Origin of the sequence: Cupriavidus sp. WGlv3, assembly GCF_023952475.1 — a bacterium.
GTDB lineage: Bacteria > Pseudomonadota > Gammaproteobacteria > Burkholderiales > Burkholderiaceae > Cupriavidus > Cupriavidus phytorum.
In genome coordinates this window covers 1-14,350 of the sequence record NZ_JALHRX010000014.1, presented here as the reverse complement: position 1 = coordinate 14,350, position 14,350 = coordinate 1, and the positions used below count along the sequence as shown (strand labels likewise).

General features: G+C 67.6%; 12 protein-coding genes. 3 read left to right on the top strand and 9 right to left on the bottom strand.

All coding sequences use genetic code 11. From position 1 onward, the window contains the following. Positions 1-65: 65 nt before the first annotated feature. Together MKD38_RS21305 and MKD38_RS21300 are read right to left on the bottom strand one after the other, a co-directional pair. Complete coding sequence (locus MKD38_RS21305) at positions 66-1,199, bottom strand: aminopeptidase (RefSeq protein ID WP_252679747.1); 1,134 nt, start codon at positions 1,197-1,199, stop codon at positions 66-68. Then, entirely contained in the window at positions 1,196-3,304 is a 2,109-nt protein-coding gene (locus MKD38_RS21300) for a molybdopterin-containing oxidoreductase family protein (RefSeq protein ID WP_252679745.1), read from the bottom strand. Before MKD38_RS21300 ends, MKD38_RS21305 begins: the two co-directional genes overlap by 4 nt. A gap of 289 nt (positions 3,305-3,593) precedes the next feature. On the opposite strand from MKD38_RS21300, the gene MKD38_RS21295 reads away from it, so the two are divergent. Continuing rightward, positions 3,594-4,796 carry an ABC transporter substrate-binding protein gene (locus MKD38_RS21295; protein ID WP_252679743.1) on the top strand — a complete coding sequence of 401 codons (1,203 nt, stop codon included), beginning with the start codon at positions 3,594-3,596 and terminating at the stop codon, positions 4,794-4,796. A 25-nt stretch (positions 4,797-4,821) separates the two neighbouring features. On the opposite strand, the gene MKD38_RS21290 is transcribed toward MKD38_RS21295, so the two are convergent. The 6 genes from MKD38_RS21290 to MKD38_RS21265 form a co-directional block, all read right to left on the bottom strand. Next, positions 4,822-5,883, bottom strand: coding sequence for an ABC transporter ATP-binding protein (locus tag MKD38_RS21290; RefSeq protein ID WP_371925724.1), 1,062 nt, complete (start codon positions 5,881-5,883; stop codon positions 4,822-4,824). Beyond that, a complete protein-coding gene (locus tag MKD38_RS21285; RefSeq protein ID WP_018003713.1) occupies positions 5,880-6,878 on the bottom strand; it encodes an ABC transporter ATP-binding protein in 999 nt (332 codons plus the stop codon). Before MKD38_RS21285 ends, MKD38_RS21290 begins: the two co-directional genes overlap by 4 nt. A 13-nt stretch (positions 6,879-6,891) precedes the next feature. Further along, entirely contained in the window at positions 6,892-7,824 is a 933-nt protein-coding gene (locus MKD38_RS21280) for an ABC transporter permease (RefSeq protein WP_252679741.1), read from the bottom strand. A gap of 3 nt (positions 7,825-7,827) precedes the next feature. After that, entirely contained in the window at positions 7,828-8,805 is a 978-nt protein-coding gene (locus MKD38_RS21275; protein ID WP_012353976.1) for an ABC transporter permease, read from the bottom strand. Between the two features lie 130 nt (positions 8,806-8,935). Further along, positions 8,936-10,522, bottom strand: coding sequence for an ABC transporter substrate-binding protein (locus MKD38_RS21270; RefSeq protein WP_252679734.1), 1,587 nt, complete (start codon positions 10,520-10,522; stop codon positions 8,936-8,938). A gap of 66 nt (positions 10,523-10,588) precedes the next feature. After that, on the bottom strand, positions 10,589-10,789 hold the full coding sequence (locus MKD38_RS21265) for a hypothetical protein (RefSeq protein WP_252679732.1): 201 nt from the start codon (positions 10,787-10,789) through the stop codon (positions 10,589-10,591). Between the two features lie 56 nt (positions 10,790-10,845). On the opposite strand from MKD38_RS21265, the gene MKD38_RS21260 reads away from it, so the two are divergent. Together MKD38_RS21260 and MKD38_RS21255 are read left to right on the top strand one after the other, a co-directional pair. After that, positions 10,846-12,039 carry a M20 aminoacylase family protein gene (locus MKD38_RS21260; RefSeq protein WP_252679730.1) on the top strand — a complete coding sequence of 398 codons (1,194 nt, stop codon included), beginning with the start codon at positions 10,846-10,848 and terminating at the stop codon, positions 12,037-12,039. A gap of 87 nt (positions 12,040-12,126) precedes the next feature. Continuing rightward, entirely contained in the window at positions 12,127-13,152 is a 1,026-nt protein-coding gene (locus MKD38_RS21255) for a DUF2891 domain-containing protein (protein ID WP_252679729.1), read from the top strand. Positions 13,153-13,172: 20 nt separating this feature from the next. Here MKD38_RS21255 and MKD38_RS21250 read toward each other — a convergent pair whose 3' ends face one another. Continuing rightward, complete coding sequence (locus tag MKD38_RS21250; protein ID WP_252679727.1) at positions 13,173-14,114, bottom strand: DUF3047 domain-containing protein; 942 nt, start codon at positions 14,112-14,114, stop codon at positions 13,173-13,175. Positions 14,115-14,350: the final 236 nt, after the last annotated feature.

Below are 14,350 nucleotides of genomic sequence, written 5' to 3'. Positions count from 1 at the left end.
GGCATTCTCGCACGGGGCGCCGGGGGCGCAGCACCGTGGTTACCCGCCCAAAGTCCGCCTGCGGCCTAGTTGGCCGCCGCCTTGCCGCCCGCGGTCAGCGTGTCGGTGCGGGTCGCCGGCGGCGCCAGCCGGCGCAATGCCGCCTCGCGCTCGCCGGCGGGCAGCGCGCCGATGCGGCGTGCCTCGGCATAGAAGCGCTGCCAGTCGCCGTCGCAACGCGCCAGCAGCGCGGTAAAGGCCGGCACCCATTGCTGGTAGGTCGCCACCGCGGCCAGGTGGGCGTTGGTCAGCGGCTGGTCGAACCAGCGGTCATAGCCGCTGTAGCCGCCCCAATCGGTACGCAGCCGCGCATAGCCGGCGCGCAGGTCGGCAAAGATCTGCGCCTTGCCCTCGCGCTTGGCGGCGTCGTCGAGCGGGGTCTGGTACAGCGCCACCAGCCGGTCGCGCGTGCCCAGCAGCAGCGCGCGGAACTGCTGCCGCCGGGCATCGTACTGGCGATAGCTGGTGCGCGCATCCTCCGACGCATCCTGGTCCAGCCAGCGCTCCACGCCGGCCGCTTCGACCGCGGTGGCGAAGGACTCGTTGAACGCGGTGTCGTTGCGCACGTACACCACCTGGTGCGCCAACTCATGGAAGATCAGCCGCGCCAGCTCGCCCTCGGGCAGGTAGACGAAGGTGTTGAGCAGCGGGTCGTCGAAATAGCCCAGCGTCGAATAGGCGGGGACGCCGGCCACATAGGTCTCGAGCCCGCCGCGGCGCAGGCCTTGCGCATACTGCTCGGCATCGGACTTGGCGTAGTAGCCGCGGTAGCTGATGCAGCCGACGATGGGGAAGCACCACTTGCTCAGTTCCATCGACAGCTCCGGCGTGGCGAACACGCTCCACACCACATAGGGCCGGTGCAGGTTGGCGTAGCGGCGATAGCTGCCGTTGTCGGGCAGCTTCAGCTCGCGCGAGGCAAAGTCGCGCATGCGGCCGGCCAGCGCCAGCCGCTGGGCCAGGCGCGCATCGTTGGCGTCGTGCGCGCTGGCGATGGCGTCGGTCAGCGGCTGCGCCTGGGCCATGACGCCGAGATGGCCGCCGATCGACTGCGCGTAGTAGCCGACCGCCTCGCACCCCGCCGTCAGCAGCAGCACGGCCGACAGCGCCGCCGCCCCCACGAGTGCCGCCCAGCCGCGGCGGCCGCGCAGCCGCGTCATGCCGCCTCGACTGCCCCTTGCGCGCAGGCTTCGACCTGCACCAGGCAGTCGTAGAACACCGGCGCGCGGCCCAGGTCGGTCAGACGCTGGCTGGTCAGCTCGTTGGCGTTCTTGCCGTCGGGCGCGAGCTTCTTCCACCAGATCGACAGCCCCACCACCAGGCCGCGCCGGGCGCGATCGGTCACGCGGGCGCGCGCCACCATGCTGCCGCGGTCATTGAAGGCGCGCACCAGCGCGCCGTGCACGATGCCGCGCTCGGCAGCATCGGCCGGATGGATGTCCAGGTGCGGCTCGCCCTCGGTGGCGCGCAGGCTGTCGACGTTGACGAACGAGCTGTTGAGGAAATTGCGCGCCGGCGGCGAGATCATCGCCAGCGGATAGCGCGCCGCCAGTTCCGGCGCGGTCTGCGGCGCTTCGTACTGCGGCACGTAGTCGGGCAGCGGGTCGAAACCGTCGCGCGCCATCGGCTCCGAATAGAACTGGCACTTGCCCGATGGCGTGGGGAAGCCGCCCTCGGCGAACGGCGCCGCCGGCAGCGCCAGCTTCTGCCAGCCCTGCGCTTTCAGCGTTTCCCAGCTGATACCGGCCGCGCGCGCATCGTCCGGCAGGATCGCCTGCGCGGCGATGGCCTCGTCGCTGTCGGCAAAGCAGGACTCGGTAAAGCCCATGCGCTGCGCCAGCCGGCGAAAGATCTCGGTATTGGGCAGCGCCTCGCCCAGCGGCGCGATGGCAGCGTTGTTGGCGAGGAAATAGGTATGGCCGTAGGCCTTGTGCACGTCGGTGTGCTCGAGCTGCGTGGTCGCGGGCAGGATGATGTCGGCGTAGTCGGCGGTGTCGGTGCGAAAGTGCTCCAGCACCACCGTGAACAGGTCCTCGCGCGCGAAGCCCGCGGCGACCTTGCCCGATTCCGGCGCCACCGCCACCGGGTTGCTGTTGTACACCACCACCGCCTCGATGCGCGGCGCGCCGGGCGCGCCCTCGGCCAGCAAGGCATCGCCAATGGTGCTCATGTTGACCAGGCGCGGCAGCTGCTGCGGCCATCCCGGCAGCAGGTCCGGGCGCTGCAGCGCGGCTTCGTTGATCGGGAAGAAACCCGAGGTCGACAACTGCAGTCCGCCCGCCGGATGGCGCCACGCGCCCACCAGCGACGGCAGGCACGCCACCGCGCGCACCGCCTGGCCGCCGCCGTGCACGCGCTGCATGCCGTAGTTCAGCCGGATCGCCACCGGCTGGCGCTCGCGCACCGCGAGCTGGCCGTAGAGCCCGGCCAGCCATTCGATGTCCTCGACCGGGATGCCGCAGATCTCGGCGGCGCGCGCCGGCGGATAGGCCTGCGCGCGCTCGCGCAGCGCCTCGAAGCCCACGGTGTGACGTTCGATGTAGTCGTGATCGAGCAGGCCGTCGCGAATCAGCACGTGGATCAGCGCCAGCGCCAGCGCGCCGTCGGTGCCGGGCATCGGCGCGATATGGCGGTGGCACTTCTCGGCGCTGAGCGAGCGGTACGGGTCGATCGCCACCAGCGTGGCGCCCCGCCGCTTGGCCTCCTGCGCGCGGGTCCAGAAGTGCAGGTTGGAGGCAATCGGGTTGCCGCCCCAGATGATCACCAGCCGGGCATCGACCACGTGCTCCATGTCCATGCCCACGCTGGCGCCGTAGGTGTAGCGCAGCGCGGTGGCGCCGGCGCTGGCGCAGATGGTGCGGTCCAGCCGCGACGCGCCCAGCTTGTTGAAGAAGCGCGCGGCCATGCTCTCGCCCTGCACCAGCCCCATGGTGCCCGCATAGCTGTACGGCACGATCGCCTGCGGATCGCACGCGGCGATCGCCTGCAGGCGCGTGGCGATGGTATCCAGCGCCTCGTCCCACGAGATCGGCGCGAACTTGCCCTCGCCCTTCCTGCCGATGCGCTTCATCGGCGTGAGCAGGCGGTCGGGGTGGTAGGTGCGCTCGGTGTAGCGCGAGACCTTGGTGCAGAGCACGCCCTGCGTGCCGGGATGGTCTGGATCGCCCGCTACCTTGACGGCGCGGCCGCCCTCGACGGTGACGAGCAAGGCACAAGTATCGGGGCAGTCATGCGGGCAGGCGGCGCGGACGATGCGGGAAGCCATGGGGTCTCCGGGCGGGGGATGTGTTGTTTTCGTTCGGTCGTACGGAACTGGAGTGCCGGTGCAGGCCGCTGGTGGCGGCGCCTGCGCCGCGCCGGCCGGCAGCGCATTCCCCCTGGCGTGCGGGGCGATGGCGGGGAGTATCTCGTCCCGATTGTATTCGATTATGATGTGCCGGCGCGCTCGCGGCACAGACCGGGACGCGCACCATGCCGCATGCTTTCAGGAACCCGCCGGCGCAGACCGGCCAACGCGGCGAACGGGTAACCGAACCATCATTCGCGGGGGGTTTATGTCTTTCCGATCCGGGGTCAATGGCCGGCTTGCCGGCCTGCTGGTGGCGTGCGCCATCGGCACGGGCGGCGCGTCCTGCGCCGCCTTTGCGGCGAACACCGCAGCCACTACCGCCACATCCGAGCAAGGCGTCACCGCCGACACCATCCTGCTGGGCCAGTCCGCCGCGCTGACGGGCCCGACCGCCGTACTCGGCAAGCAGATGAACTCGGGCGCGCGGCTGTATTTCGACCACATCAACCAGCAGGGCGGCATCCACGGGCGCAAGATCCGGCTCGAGGCGCTCGACGACTACTACGAGCCCGAACCGGCGGCCAAGAACACGAAGAAGCTGATCGAAGAGGATCGCGTCTTCGCCCTGTTCGGCTATGTCGGCACGCCCACCAGCCAGGCCGCGCTGCCGCTGGCGATCCAGGCCAGGGTGCCGTTCTTCGGTCCGTACACGGGCGCGCAGTCGCTGCGCGAGCCCCGCAGCCGCTACGTGTTCCATGTGCGCGCCGGCTACAACGAGGAAACCGCGGCCATCGTGCGCCAGATCCAGACCACCGGGCTCAAGCGCGTGGCCGTGGTCTACAACGAGGATGCCTACGGCAAGGCCGGCCTCGACGGGCTCGATCGCGCGCTCAAGGCCGCCCCCGACAGCGGCGTGCAGATCGTCGCGCGCGAGCCGGTGGTGCGCAACACGACGGAGATCGGCGACGCCATGCAGGGCTCGATGAAGGCAAAGCCCGACGCAGTGGTGATGATCAGCGCCTACCGCACCGCCGGCGCGTTCGTGAAGGAAGCGCTGCGCCGCGGCTACAACGGACAGTTCTACAACGTGTCCTTCGTCGGCACGCAGGCGCTGGCCAACGTGGTCGGGGCGCAGGGCAGCGGCGTGATCATCTCGCAGGTGATGCCGCACCCGGGCAACGCCACGCTGCCGATCGTGCGCGAATACCTGCGCCTGCTGCAGGCCGCGGGCAAGCCCAGCGAATTCGACTATGCCAGCATCGAGGGCTTCATCGCCGCCAAGACCTTCACCGAAGGCCTGCGCCGCGCGGGCAAGGACCTGACGCGCGAGAAGCTGGTGACCGCACTGGAATCGATGCGCAACTACGACCTGGGTGGGTTTATCGTCAACTTCACGCCCGAGAACCATGTCGGCTCGAAGTTCGTGGAGATGACGATCATCAATTCGAAGGGACAGGTGATTCGCTGAAGCGCGCCCCCGCGATTTGCAGGCCCTACTTCATGTCATTCAGATGGCATGCCGAGAACCGCAGCGGCGCAATTTCCTTGAGCAGCGGTTGCTCTTCGCGGCAACGCGGCATCGCGTGCGGGCAGCGCGGATGGAAATGGCAGCCGCTCGGCGGGTGCAGCGGCGACGGAATCTCGCCGCGGATCGCGACGTAGTTCTTGCGCGCCACCTCCAGCTTGGGCGCCTCCGCCAGCAGCGCCTGCGTATAGGGGTGGTTGGGCGCGGCGAACACGTCCTCGGTCGGCGCGGATTCGACCACCCGCCCCAGGTACATGATCACCACCCGGTCGCTGATGTGCTTGACCACACCCAGGTCGTGGCTGATGAACAGGTAGGTCAGGTTCAGCTCTTCGCGCAGGCGCATGAACAGGTTCAGCACCTGGGCCTGGATCGACACGTCCAGCGCCGCCACCGATTCGTCGCAGACCAGGAACTCCGGCTTCACCGCCAGCGCGCGCGCAATGCCGATGCGCGCGCGCTGGCCGCCGGAAAACTGGTGCGGGAAGCGGCGCAGCACGGTCGGGTCCATGCCGACGCGCACCAGCATGTCCTCGACATAGCCCTTCTGCGCGCCGCGTCCGACCATGCCGTGCACCACCGGCGCCTCGCCCACGATATCGAGCACGCGCAGCCGCGGGTTGAGCGAGGCATACGGATCCTGGAAGATCATCTGGATCGCCAGCTGCTTCTCGCGGCGCTTGTCGGGCGGCAGGTGGTCCAGGTTGGTGCCGCGCCACAGCCGTTCGCCTTCGGTCAGCGAGTGCAGGCCCACGGCCATGCGCCCGAGCGTGGACTTGCCGCAGCCGGATTCGCCCACCAGCCCCACCACCTCGCCGGCGCGGATGCTCAGGTCGACGCGGTCCACCGCATGCACCACCTCTTCGCGCGCATGCGCGCCGAACAGGTTGGCGATGCGCGCGGCGGCATCGAGCGACTTGACGAAGCGCTTGGACACGCCCCGCAGTTCGAGGATCGGCGCAGCGGGCGTGGCACCTTCCTGCGCAGCAGGTTCGGTCATGGGTCGGGATTGCAGTGCAGTGGCGTTCATGCTGCCTCCTGGTTGGCCAGCACCGGATGGAAGCAGCGCAGCCGGCGCCCGTCCGCGGCGGTTTCCAGCGGCGGCTCGGTCTTGCACGCCGCGGTCGCATAGGGGCAGCGTTCGCGGAACGAGCAGCCGCCCGGCAGGTTCAGCAGCGATGGCGTCATGCCCGGGATCTGCCGCAGCGGCGCGCCGCGCGGATTGCGCGACGGCGCCGAGCTGATCAGCCCGTGGGTGTAGGGATGCTCGGGGTGCTCCAGCACCTGGCGCACGTCGCCAGCCTCGACAATCTTGCCGGCGTACATCACGCAGACCGAATCGGCCAGTCCCGCCACCACCGACAGATCGTGCGTGATCCAGATCAGCGCCGTGCCGGACTCGCGGCACAGGGTCTGCATCTCGTACAGGATCTGGCCCTGGATGGTCACGTCGAGCGCGGTGGTCGGTTCATCGGCAATGATCAGGTCGGGCTTGTTCAGCAGCGCCGTGGCAATCGCCACGCGCTGGCGCATGCCGCCCGAGAACTGGTGCGGATAGGCCTGCAGGCGCTCGTCCGGCGACGGAATGCCGACCCGCGCCAGGGCATTGCGCGCGCGCTCGCGCGCCACCGCCTTGCTCACGTTCTCATGCGCCAGCACCGCCTCGATCATCTGCGTGTCGATGCGCAGCACCGGGTTCAGCGTCATCATCGGATCCTGGAAGATCATGGCGATGCGGTTGCCGCGCACGTCGCGCTGCTGTGCCGGCGTGAGCGCGCGCAGGTCGCGCGTGACGCCGTCGCGGCTGGTCAGCGCGATGCGGCCGTCGACGATCTTCCCGGGCGGATCGATCAGGCCCATGATCGAATAGCCGGTCATGGACTTGCCCGAGCCGGACTCGCCCACCAGCCCCATGATCTCGCCGCGGCCCACGGTGAAGGACACGTCGTCGACGGCCCGGGCGATGCCGCCGCGCGTATAGAAATGCGTTTTCAGGTGTTCGACCACCAGCGTCGGTTGTGCCATCTTGCGCTCCCGGTTATTGCGTCTGCAGGCGCGGGTTCAGCACATCGCGCAGCTGGTCGGCGACCAGGTTCATCGCCACGATGGTGACCACCAGCGCGATGCCCGGGAAGAAGCTGATCCAGTACTTGCCCGACAGCATGTACTGCTGGCCGTTGGAGATCAGCGAACCAAGCGACGGCTCGGTGATCGGCACCCCCAGCCCGAGGAACGACAGCGTCGCCTCCAGCGTGATCGCCGAGGCCACCTGCAGCGCCGCGATCACGATCAACGGCGGCAGGCAGTTGGGCAGCAGGTGGCGGAACATGATGCGCGCGGGCGGCAGGCCCAGGCAGGTGGCGGCTTCGATGTACTCCTTGCGCCGTTCGACCAGCGCGGCGCTGCGCGTGGTGCGCGCGTAGTAGGCCCACTGCACCGCCACCAGCGCGATCACGATATTGCCCAGCCCTGGGCGCAGGAAGGCCAGCAGGATCAGCGCCAGCAGGATCGGCGGGAACGACAGCTGCAGGTCCGCCACACGCATGATGAGGGCTTCGGTACGCCCGCCGAGGAAGCCGGCCAGCAGCCCGAGCGTGGCGCCCAGCAGCAGCGCGATCAGGGTGCTGACCACGCCCACGCCGATGCTGATGCGCAGCCCGTACATCACCGCCGACAGGATGTCGCGGCCCTGCTCGTCCGAGCCCAGCAGGAAGGTCATGCCGCTGCCGGCCTGCTCGCCCGGCGCCAGGCGCGCGTCGAGCACGTCCAGGGTGGCCAGGTCATACGGGTTCTGCGGCGCCAGCCATGGCGCGAAGATGGCGATCAGGATGATCGTCACCAGCGTGGCCAGCCCGGCCACGGCGATCTTGCTGGCGAAGAACTCGGCGGCAAAGCGCCGCCATGGAGATTGCTCGCGCGCCCCGGCGCGCGGCGGCGTCTTGTCTTCGGGTTCGACAGTTACTGCGGTCATGGCTCAGCCCTTGTTGTCGGCAATGCGCACGCGCGGATCGAGCATGCTGTAGATGATGTCCACCACCAGGTTGATCAGGATGAACAGCGTCACGATCACCATCAGGTAGGCGACGATCACCGGCCGGTCCAGCAGCTGGATCGAGTCGATGATGAGCTTGCCCATGCCGGGCCAGGCGAAGATGGTCTCGGTCACGATCGCAAAGGCGATGATCGAGCCGAACTGCAGCGCGATCACGGTCACGATCGGGATCAGGATGTTCTTCAGCACATGCACGCCGACGATGCGCGTGTTGGACAGCCCCTTGGCGCGCGCGAACTTGACGTAGTCCTGCAGCATCGCCTCCTGCGTGCCGGCGCGCGTGAGCCGGATCACCATGGCGATGTTGAGCAGCGACAGCGTCACCGCCGGCAGGATCAGGTGGCGGATGCCGTCCGCGGTCAGGAAGCTGAGCGGGATGCCCAGCACGCGCACGGTCTCGCCGCGGCCGTTGGAGGGCAGCCAGCCCAGCTGCACCGCAAACACCATGATCAGCATCAGCCCGACCCAGAAGGTGGGCAGCGAGAAGCCCAGGATCGACACCGTCATGATCGACTTGCCGGCAATGCCCTTGGGCCGCAGCCCGGCCCACAGGCCCAGCGGGATGCCCAGCACGATCGCCAGCAGGATCGCGCAGACCGCCAGCTCCATGGTCGCGGGCATGCGCTCGAAGATCAGCTTGAGCGCCGGCGTGCCATGCGCGAACGACGTACCGAGGTTGCCTTGCAGCGCATTCTGCAGGAACACCCAGTATTGCTCCCACAGCGGCTTGTCCAGGCCCAGCGCCGCGATGGTGCGCTTGATGTCCTCCTGGTCGGCCTGCGGGTTGATCAGGATGTCGACGGGATTGCCGATGGCAAAGACGCCGAGGAAAACCAGCAGCGACATGACGAAGAGCACGACCACGCTCTGCATCAGGCGCCGGATGATAAAGACCAGCATATTCAGACCACTATCCTTTCGCGCGGGAATGCGCGCGCCGCCCGGGAGCGCGATGCGCTTCCAGGCGGCGCGGCAGCCACGCGCGGCACCGCGAACTCAGCAGCAGGCAGCCTGCTTACCAGGGCTTGACTTACTGGGGCTTGAAGTTATGCGCGTAGGTGCGCTCGTCGGTGCGCGGCACGTAGACGATGCCCTTCTGCGTGGCCCAGGTGGTCACCTGCTGGTGGATCGGGATGATACCGCCATCGTTGATCGCGATCGCGGTGGCTTCCTGCAGCAGCTTGGAGCGCTCGGTGTCGTCCACCGTCGACAGCGCCTTTTCCAGCACCACATCCATCTTCGGGTTGCAGTACTCGCCCCAGTTGGTGGTGCCGAAGCCCTTCTTGCTGTCTTCGCACGCCAGCAGCGCGCGCAGCGGCGAGCTGACCTCGCCGGTCTGGGCGCCCCAGCCGAGCAGGCCGAACGACCACTCGTGCTTGATGCCCTTGGACGAGTACGTCGCCATCGGCATGCCCTCGACCTTGGTGGCGATGCCGATGCGGGTCAGGTTCTGCGCGATGGTTTGCGCGATCTTCTCGTCGTTGACGTAGCGGTTGTTGGGCGTATGCAGCGTCACGCCGAAACCGTTGGCGAAGCCCGCCTCGGCCAGCAGCTTCTTGGCGCCCTCGGGGTCGTACTTGACGGTCTTCAGGTTGGGGTTGTAGCCGAACAGCGTGGGCGGCACCAGGTTGTTGGTCGGCTCGGACAGGCCTTCCATCAGCCGGTCCTTGATGCCCTGCCGGTTGATCGCCATGCTGATGGCATTGCGCACGCGCGTGTCCTTCAGCGGGTTCTTGTCCAGGGGCGCGCCTTCCTTGGTGGTGACGTAAGGCGACTTGTCGCGCTTGGCATCGAAGTACAGGTAGATCACGCGGTGCGAGATCTTGGAGAAGAACGCCAGCTTGGGATCCTTGCGCACCTTGGGCAAGTCGGGCGTGGGCACGTTCTCGATGGCCTGCACGTCGCCCGACAGCAGCGCCGCCAGGCGCGTCGCCGGGTTGGGGATGAAGCGCAGCGTGACCTTGTCCCAGGCCGGCTTGTTGCCCCAGTAATCGTTGTTGCGCACCAGCTCGACCCGGTCGTCGCGCGCATAGCTGACGAACTTGAACGGGCCGGTGCCGACCATGCCCTTGCCCTGCGCGAAGTCATCCGAGCCCAGGCCCTGCGTGGCCTTCTTCTGCACGATGAAGATCGAGGTCAGGTCGTTCAGCATCAGCGGATACGGCTGGCTGGTGGTGAGCTGGATGGTGTATTTGTCGACGATCTTCTTGTTGACGATCGCCTTGGTATAGACGTCGAATTTTCCCGGGCTGTTCTGGATGGTGGCGGGGCGGTCGAGCGACCAGATCACGTCCTCGGCGGTCAGCTCGGAGCCGTCGTGGAACTTCACGCCCTTGCGGATCTTGAATTCCCAGGTGAGGTCGTTGACCAGCTTCCACGACTCGGCCAGGCCCGGGATGATGCGGCTGTCCGGGTCCATCTTGGTCAGCGAGTCGAAAATATGCTCGGAAACGTTGATGTTGGAGAACAGGTTGTAGAAGTGCGGATCCATCGAGGTCGGCGGCGAACTCATGGCCAGTTTGAGGTCCGCGGCCTGGGCGGTGCCGGCCAGCGCGAGGCCAAGGGCCCCCGCCACCGCGACCGCGCCAATTGCCTTCTTGAAAGTGCGAAGGGACATCGCGCAATTCTCCCTGTAGGAAGTGAAGCAGACGTTTTAGGATCGGCAATGCGCGCGCGCAGCGGGTCACGAGCGGCGCTGCTTTTTGGTGCGATGGGGCATCACAAAGCGACGGTATTGCCGGCCGGGCACTTCAAGCATGAACTGTTCCAGCAGTGCACATGCCAGGGCAATGCGGGGAAACCCACCCGCGCCGGCATATTGCACTGCGCCAAGGCGGCGAGCGCGCAGCAAATCGCCGCGTTTTGGCGCTTTCGCGACAGGCATCGTATGATCCGGGTATCCCATTGCTAACGCCTTCGACCCCAAGGCCGCCCGGCATCATGAAGCTGATCCCCGAAATCCTGCAGGCACAAGCCGAAATCCGCGCGATCCGGCGCGACATCCACGCCCACCCTGAACTCTGCTTCGAAGAGCAGCGCACCGCCGACGTGGTCGCCCGCAACCTGGAAGCGTGGGGCATCGAAGTCCACCGCGGGCTGGGCACCACCGGCCTGGTCGGCGTGATCCGCAACGGCAGCAGCCCGCGCACCATCGGCCTGCGCGCCGACATGGATGCTCTGCCGCTGCAGGAAGCCAACGCCTTCGACCACCGCTCGCAGCACGCCGGCAAGATGCACGCGTGCGGCCATGACGGCCACACCGCGATGCTGCTCGGCGCGGCGCGCTACCTAGCGCAACACAAGCCCTTCGACGGCACCGTGCACCTGATCTTCCAGCCCGCCGAAGAAGGCGGCGGCGGCGCGCGCGAGATGATCAAGGACGGCCTGTTCGAGCGCTTTCCATGCGACGCGGTGTTCGGCGTGCACAACTGGCCGGGCATGCCGATGGGCGCCTTCGGCACGCGCGCGGGCCCGCTGATGGCATCGAGCAACGAGTTCCGCATCGTCGTGCGCGGCAAGGGCGCGCATGCGGCCATGCCCAACAACGGCAACGACCCGGTGTTCACCGCGGCGCAGATCGTGTCGGCGCTGCAGGGCATCATCACGCGCAACAAGCGCCCGATCGATACCGCGGTGATCTCGGTGACGCAGTTCCATGCCGGCGATGCCACCAACATCGTGCCGGACCAGGCCTGGATCGGCGGTACCGTGCGGACCTTCACGGTGCCAGTGCTCGACCTGATCGAGCGGCGCATGGAAGAGGTGGCGCGCGCGGTGGCGGCGGCATTCGACTGCACCGTCGAATACGAATTCCACCGCAACTATCCGCCCACCATCAACAGCGAAGCGGAGACCGGCTTTGCCGCCACGGTCGCCGCCGAACTGGTCGGCGCGGACAACGTCGACAGCAACGTCGAGCCCACCATGGGCGCCGAGGATTTCTCGTTCATGCTGCAGCACAAGCCGGGCTGCTATCTGTTCCTCGGCAATGGCGACGGCGGCCATCGCGACGCCGGCCACGGCATGGGGCCTTGCATGCTGCACAACCCGAGCTACGATTTCAACGACGAACTGCTGCCGGTCGGCTCGACCTTCTTCGTACGGCTGGTGGAGAAGTGGCTTGCACCTGCCTGATGACAGGTAGTGGATGGCATAGACCAGAGCGTGCCCGAGCACGCCTGCCTGAGCAGGGCAATACGATCACAAAGGGGAGCTTCGGCGATGGGGCGTTCGGCGCTGGATCGCGAGACCGCGCGCAGCTTTGCGCGCGTGGCGCTGGAGAATATCCTGCGCCGTTATCCGTACAAGCTGGACCACATGATGGCGGGCGCCGGCGATCTCGCCGGCCCGGCCGCCTGGCATCCGGTGTTTTGCGGCAGCTACGACTGGCACTCCAGCGTCCATATGCATTGGCTGCTGGTGCGGTTGCTGACACTGCATCCGGACCTCGAGGAAGCGCCGCGCATCCGCGCCATGCTGGACGCCCAGTTGCGACCGGACGCCATGGCCGCCGAACTCGCGTATTTCCGCCGGCCGGACGCATGCACCTTCGAGCGCCCCTACGGCTGGGGCTGGATGCTGAGGCTGCAAGCCGAACTCCTGTCGCTGGCACGGCACGATACGCATGCCGGCGTCTGGGCTGACGCTTGCGCGCCGCTGGCCTCGCATTTATCGCAGCAACTGGCGGATTTCCTCGATGCGGCAGCGTTCCCGGTACGCACCGGCACCCATTACAACAGCGCCTTCGCGCTGGTCATGGCGCTGGCTTATGCGCGCAATTACCAGGACCTGGCCTTGCGGCGCGCCATCGTACGGCGCGCCCACCGCTGGTTCGGCCACGACCAGAAGTATCCGGCCCGCTACGAGCCTGGCGGGGATGAATTCCTGTCCGGCGGACTGACCGAAGCCGTGCTGATGCACGCGGTGATGGATGGCTGCGCGTTTTCGGAATGGTGGGAATTGTTCGTCCCGGGCCAGTCAGAGCTGGCCAACTGGCTGACACCGGTGACGGTGACCAACCGCAATGACCCCAAGGCCGCGCACCTGGACGGACTGAACCTGTCGCGCGCCTGGTGCTGGCGCCTGCTGGAGCCCGCCCTGCCCGAGCCGCTGCGGCCGCTGGCGATCCGTGCGTGGTCGGACCATATCGAGGCGTCACTGCCCCAGGCGGTGGAAGGCGAGTATGTGTCCACGCACTGGCTGGCCTCGTTCGCGGTGCTTGCGCTGGCCGAGCCGATCGGCGGCTGAGGAGCCGCCGGCGCGACAATCTAGTCCAGCGCGATGTCGCCGTACCAGGCTTCGGCCTTGGTCTTGGTATTGTCGGTATCGGTCATGATGCCGACGGCGATGACGCGGCCAGGGTCGGCCCCGAACGCCTTGCGGTAGTCGGCGCGCAGGTCGCGCTCGTGGCAACGCCACTCATTGGCGTGCTTCATGCCGCTATCCACCACGATCATGCGCACGCGATCGGTATGCGGGTTCTTCACCACCGCACCTTCCGCGCGCTGTCCGCCCCAGATATACATCAGTGTGGCGTACGGCATCTCGCGCCCGGTGGTCAGCCGCGCCATCTCGTACATCAACTGGTCCTTGAGCGGCAACGCGCCCTTGTCGCCATCGAAGGCCACGAACAGGCGCAGCGGCGAATCCTCGCGCGGGCCATGACTGTTGTCGGCGTTGCGGATAATGCCGCTGGTCTTCCAGGTCCAGCGCAGCATGCCGGCATCGCGCTCGCGCAGCGGCACATAGAGGCCGGAGGCCGAGCTGTCGGCCTTGGCGTGCACCACGACACGCTGGTCGACCTCGGCCATCGAGTACGTGGTGGGGATCTTGTTGCGGTTGATGGTCCACGGCTGCCAGCCTACGGGCAACTGGTCGCGGCGCGGCGAAATCGAAAACAGCGGCAGCGTGGCAAGAGTGGCTGGCGTGGCGTCGGCGAACTCGCCATCGTCCCCTGCCTCCTCGGCGCCGGTGTTGGCAGCGGCCAGGGCGTCGGGCTCGTTCACCGCGGAATCGGCCTGCGCCGCCGCGTGGGCAGCCATGCGCTCTGTGAAGGCCTGGCAATCGATGGCGGAGCTGGAGGCGCTCGGGACGGCGGGGGCCGGATCGCCTTTCGACGCGGTCGGTTCAGGGGGAGTGGAAGCGCACCCTGCCAGCAGTAGCGCGCCGGCGGCGCCAGTCAAAACCAGCCGAAACATCTTGGCCGTCATGTAACCCCTCGAAACCCGAAATCGCGGACCCGCTCTGCGGCATCGGCCCGCTTTATTGCTCACTGCTTGCTGCAAACACATGTTGCAACCGCCTTCGTGCCACCCGTGGGCACTTGAGGGTCGAACATAGCAGAAGCCGGACGGGGCCGGAATGCGCCACGACCCGCAATGCAGCATGAAAACAACGGGGACCGGCATGCCAGCGTACGGCACGGCGTTTGCGCCGCGCCAAAGCA

Coding starts and splice junctions, on each gene's coding strand:
- MKD38_RS21295 (WP_252679743.1), top strand. CDS start 3,594: ATGTCTTTCCGATCCGGGGTCAATGGCCGGCTTGCCGGCCTGCTGGTG.
- MKD38_RS21270 (WP_252679734.1), bottom strand. CDS start 10,522: ATGTCCCTTCGCACTTTCAAGAAGGCAATTGGCGCGGTCGCGGTGGCG.
- MKD38_RS21285 (WP_018003713.1), bottom strand. CDS start 6,878: ATGGCACAACCGACGCTGGTGGTCGAACACCTGAAAACGCATTTCTAT.
- MKD38_RS21265 (WP_252679732.1), bottom strand. CDS start 10,789: ATGCCTGTCGCGAAAGCGCCAAAACGCGGCGATTTGCTGCGCGCTCGC.
- MKD38_RS21300 (WP_252679745.1), bottom strand. CDS start 3,304: ATGGCTTCCCGCATCGTCCGCGCCGCCTGCCCGCATGACTGCCCCGAT.
- MKD38_RS21305 (WP_252679747.1), bottom strand. CDS start 1,199: ATGACGCGGCTGCGCGGCCGCCGCGGCTGGGCGGCACTCGTGGGGGCG.
- MKD38_RS21260 (WP_252679730.1), top strand. CDS start 10,846: ATGAAGCTGATCCCCGAAATCCTGCAGGCACAAGCCGAAATCCGCGCG.
- MKD38_RS21280 (WP_252679741.1), bottom strand. CDS start 7,824: ATGACCGCAGTAACTGTCGAACCCGAAGACAAGACGCCGCCGCGCGCC.
- MKD38_RS21255 (WP_252679729.1), top strand. CDS start 12,127: ATGGGGCGTTCGGCGCTGGATCGCGAGACCGCGCGCAGCTTTGCGCGC.
- MKD38_RS21275 (WP_012353976.1), bottom strand. CDS start 8,805: ATGCTGGTCTTTATCATCCGGCGCCTGATGCAGAGCGTGGTCGTGCTC.
- MKD38_RS21290 (WP_371925724.1), bottom strand. CDS start 5,883: ATGAACGCCACTGCACTGCAATCCCGACCCATGACCGAACCTGCTGCG.
- MKD38_RS21250 (WP_252679727.1), bottom strand. CDS start 14,114: ATGACGGCCAAGATGTTTCGGCTGGTTTTGACTGGCGCCGCCGGCGCG.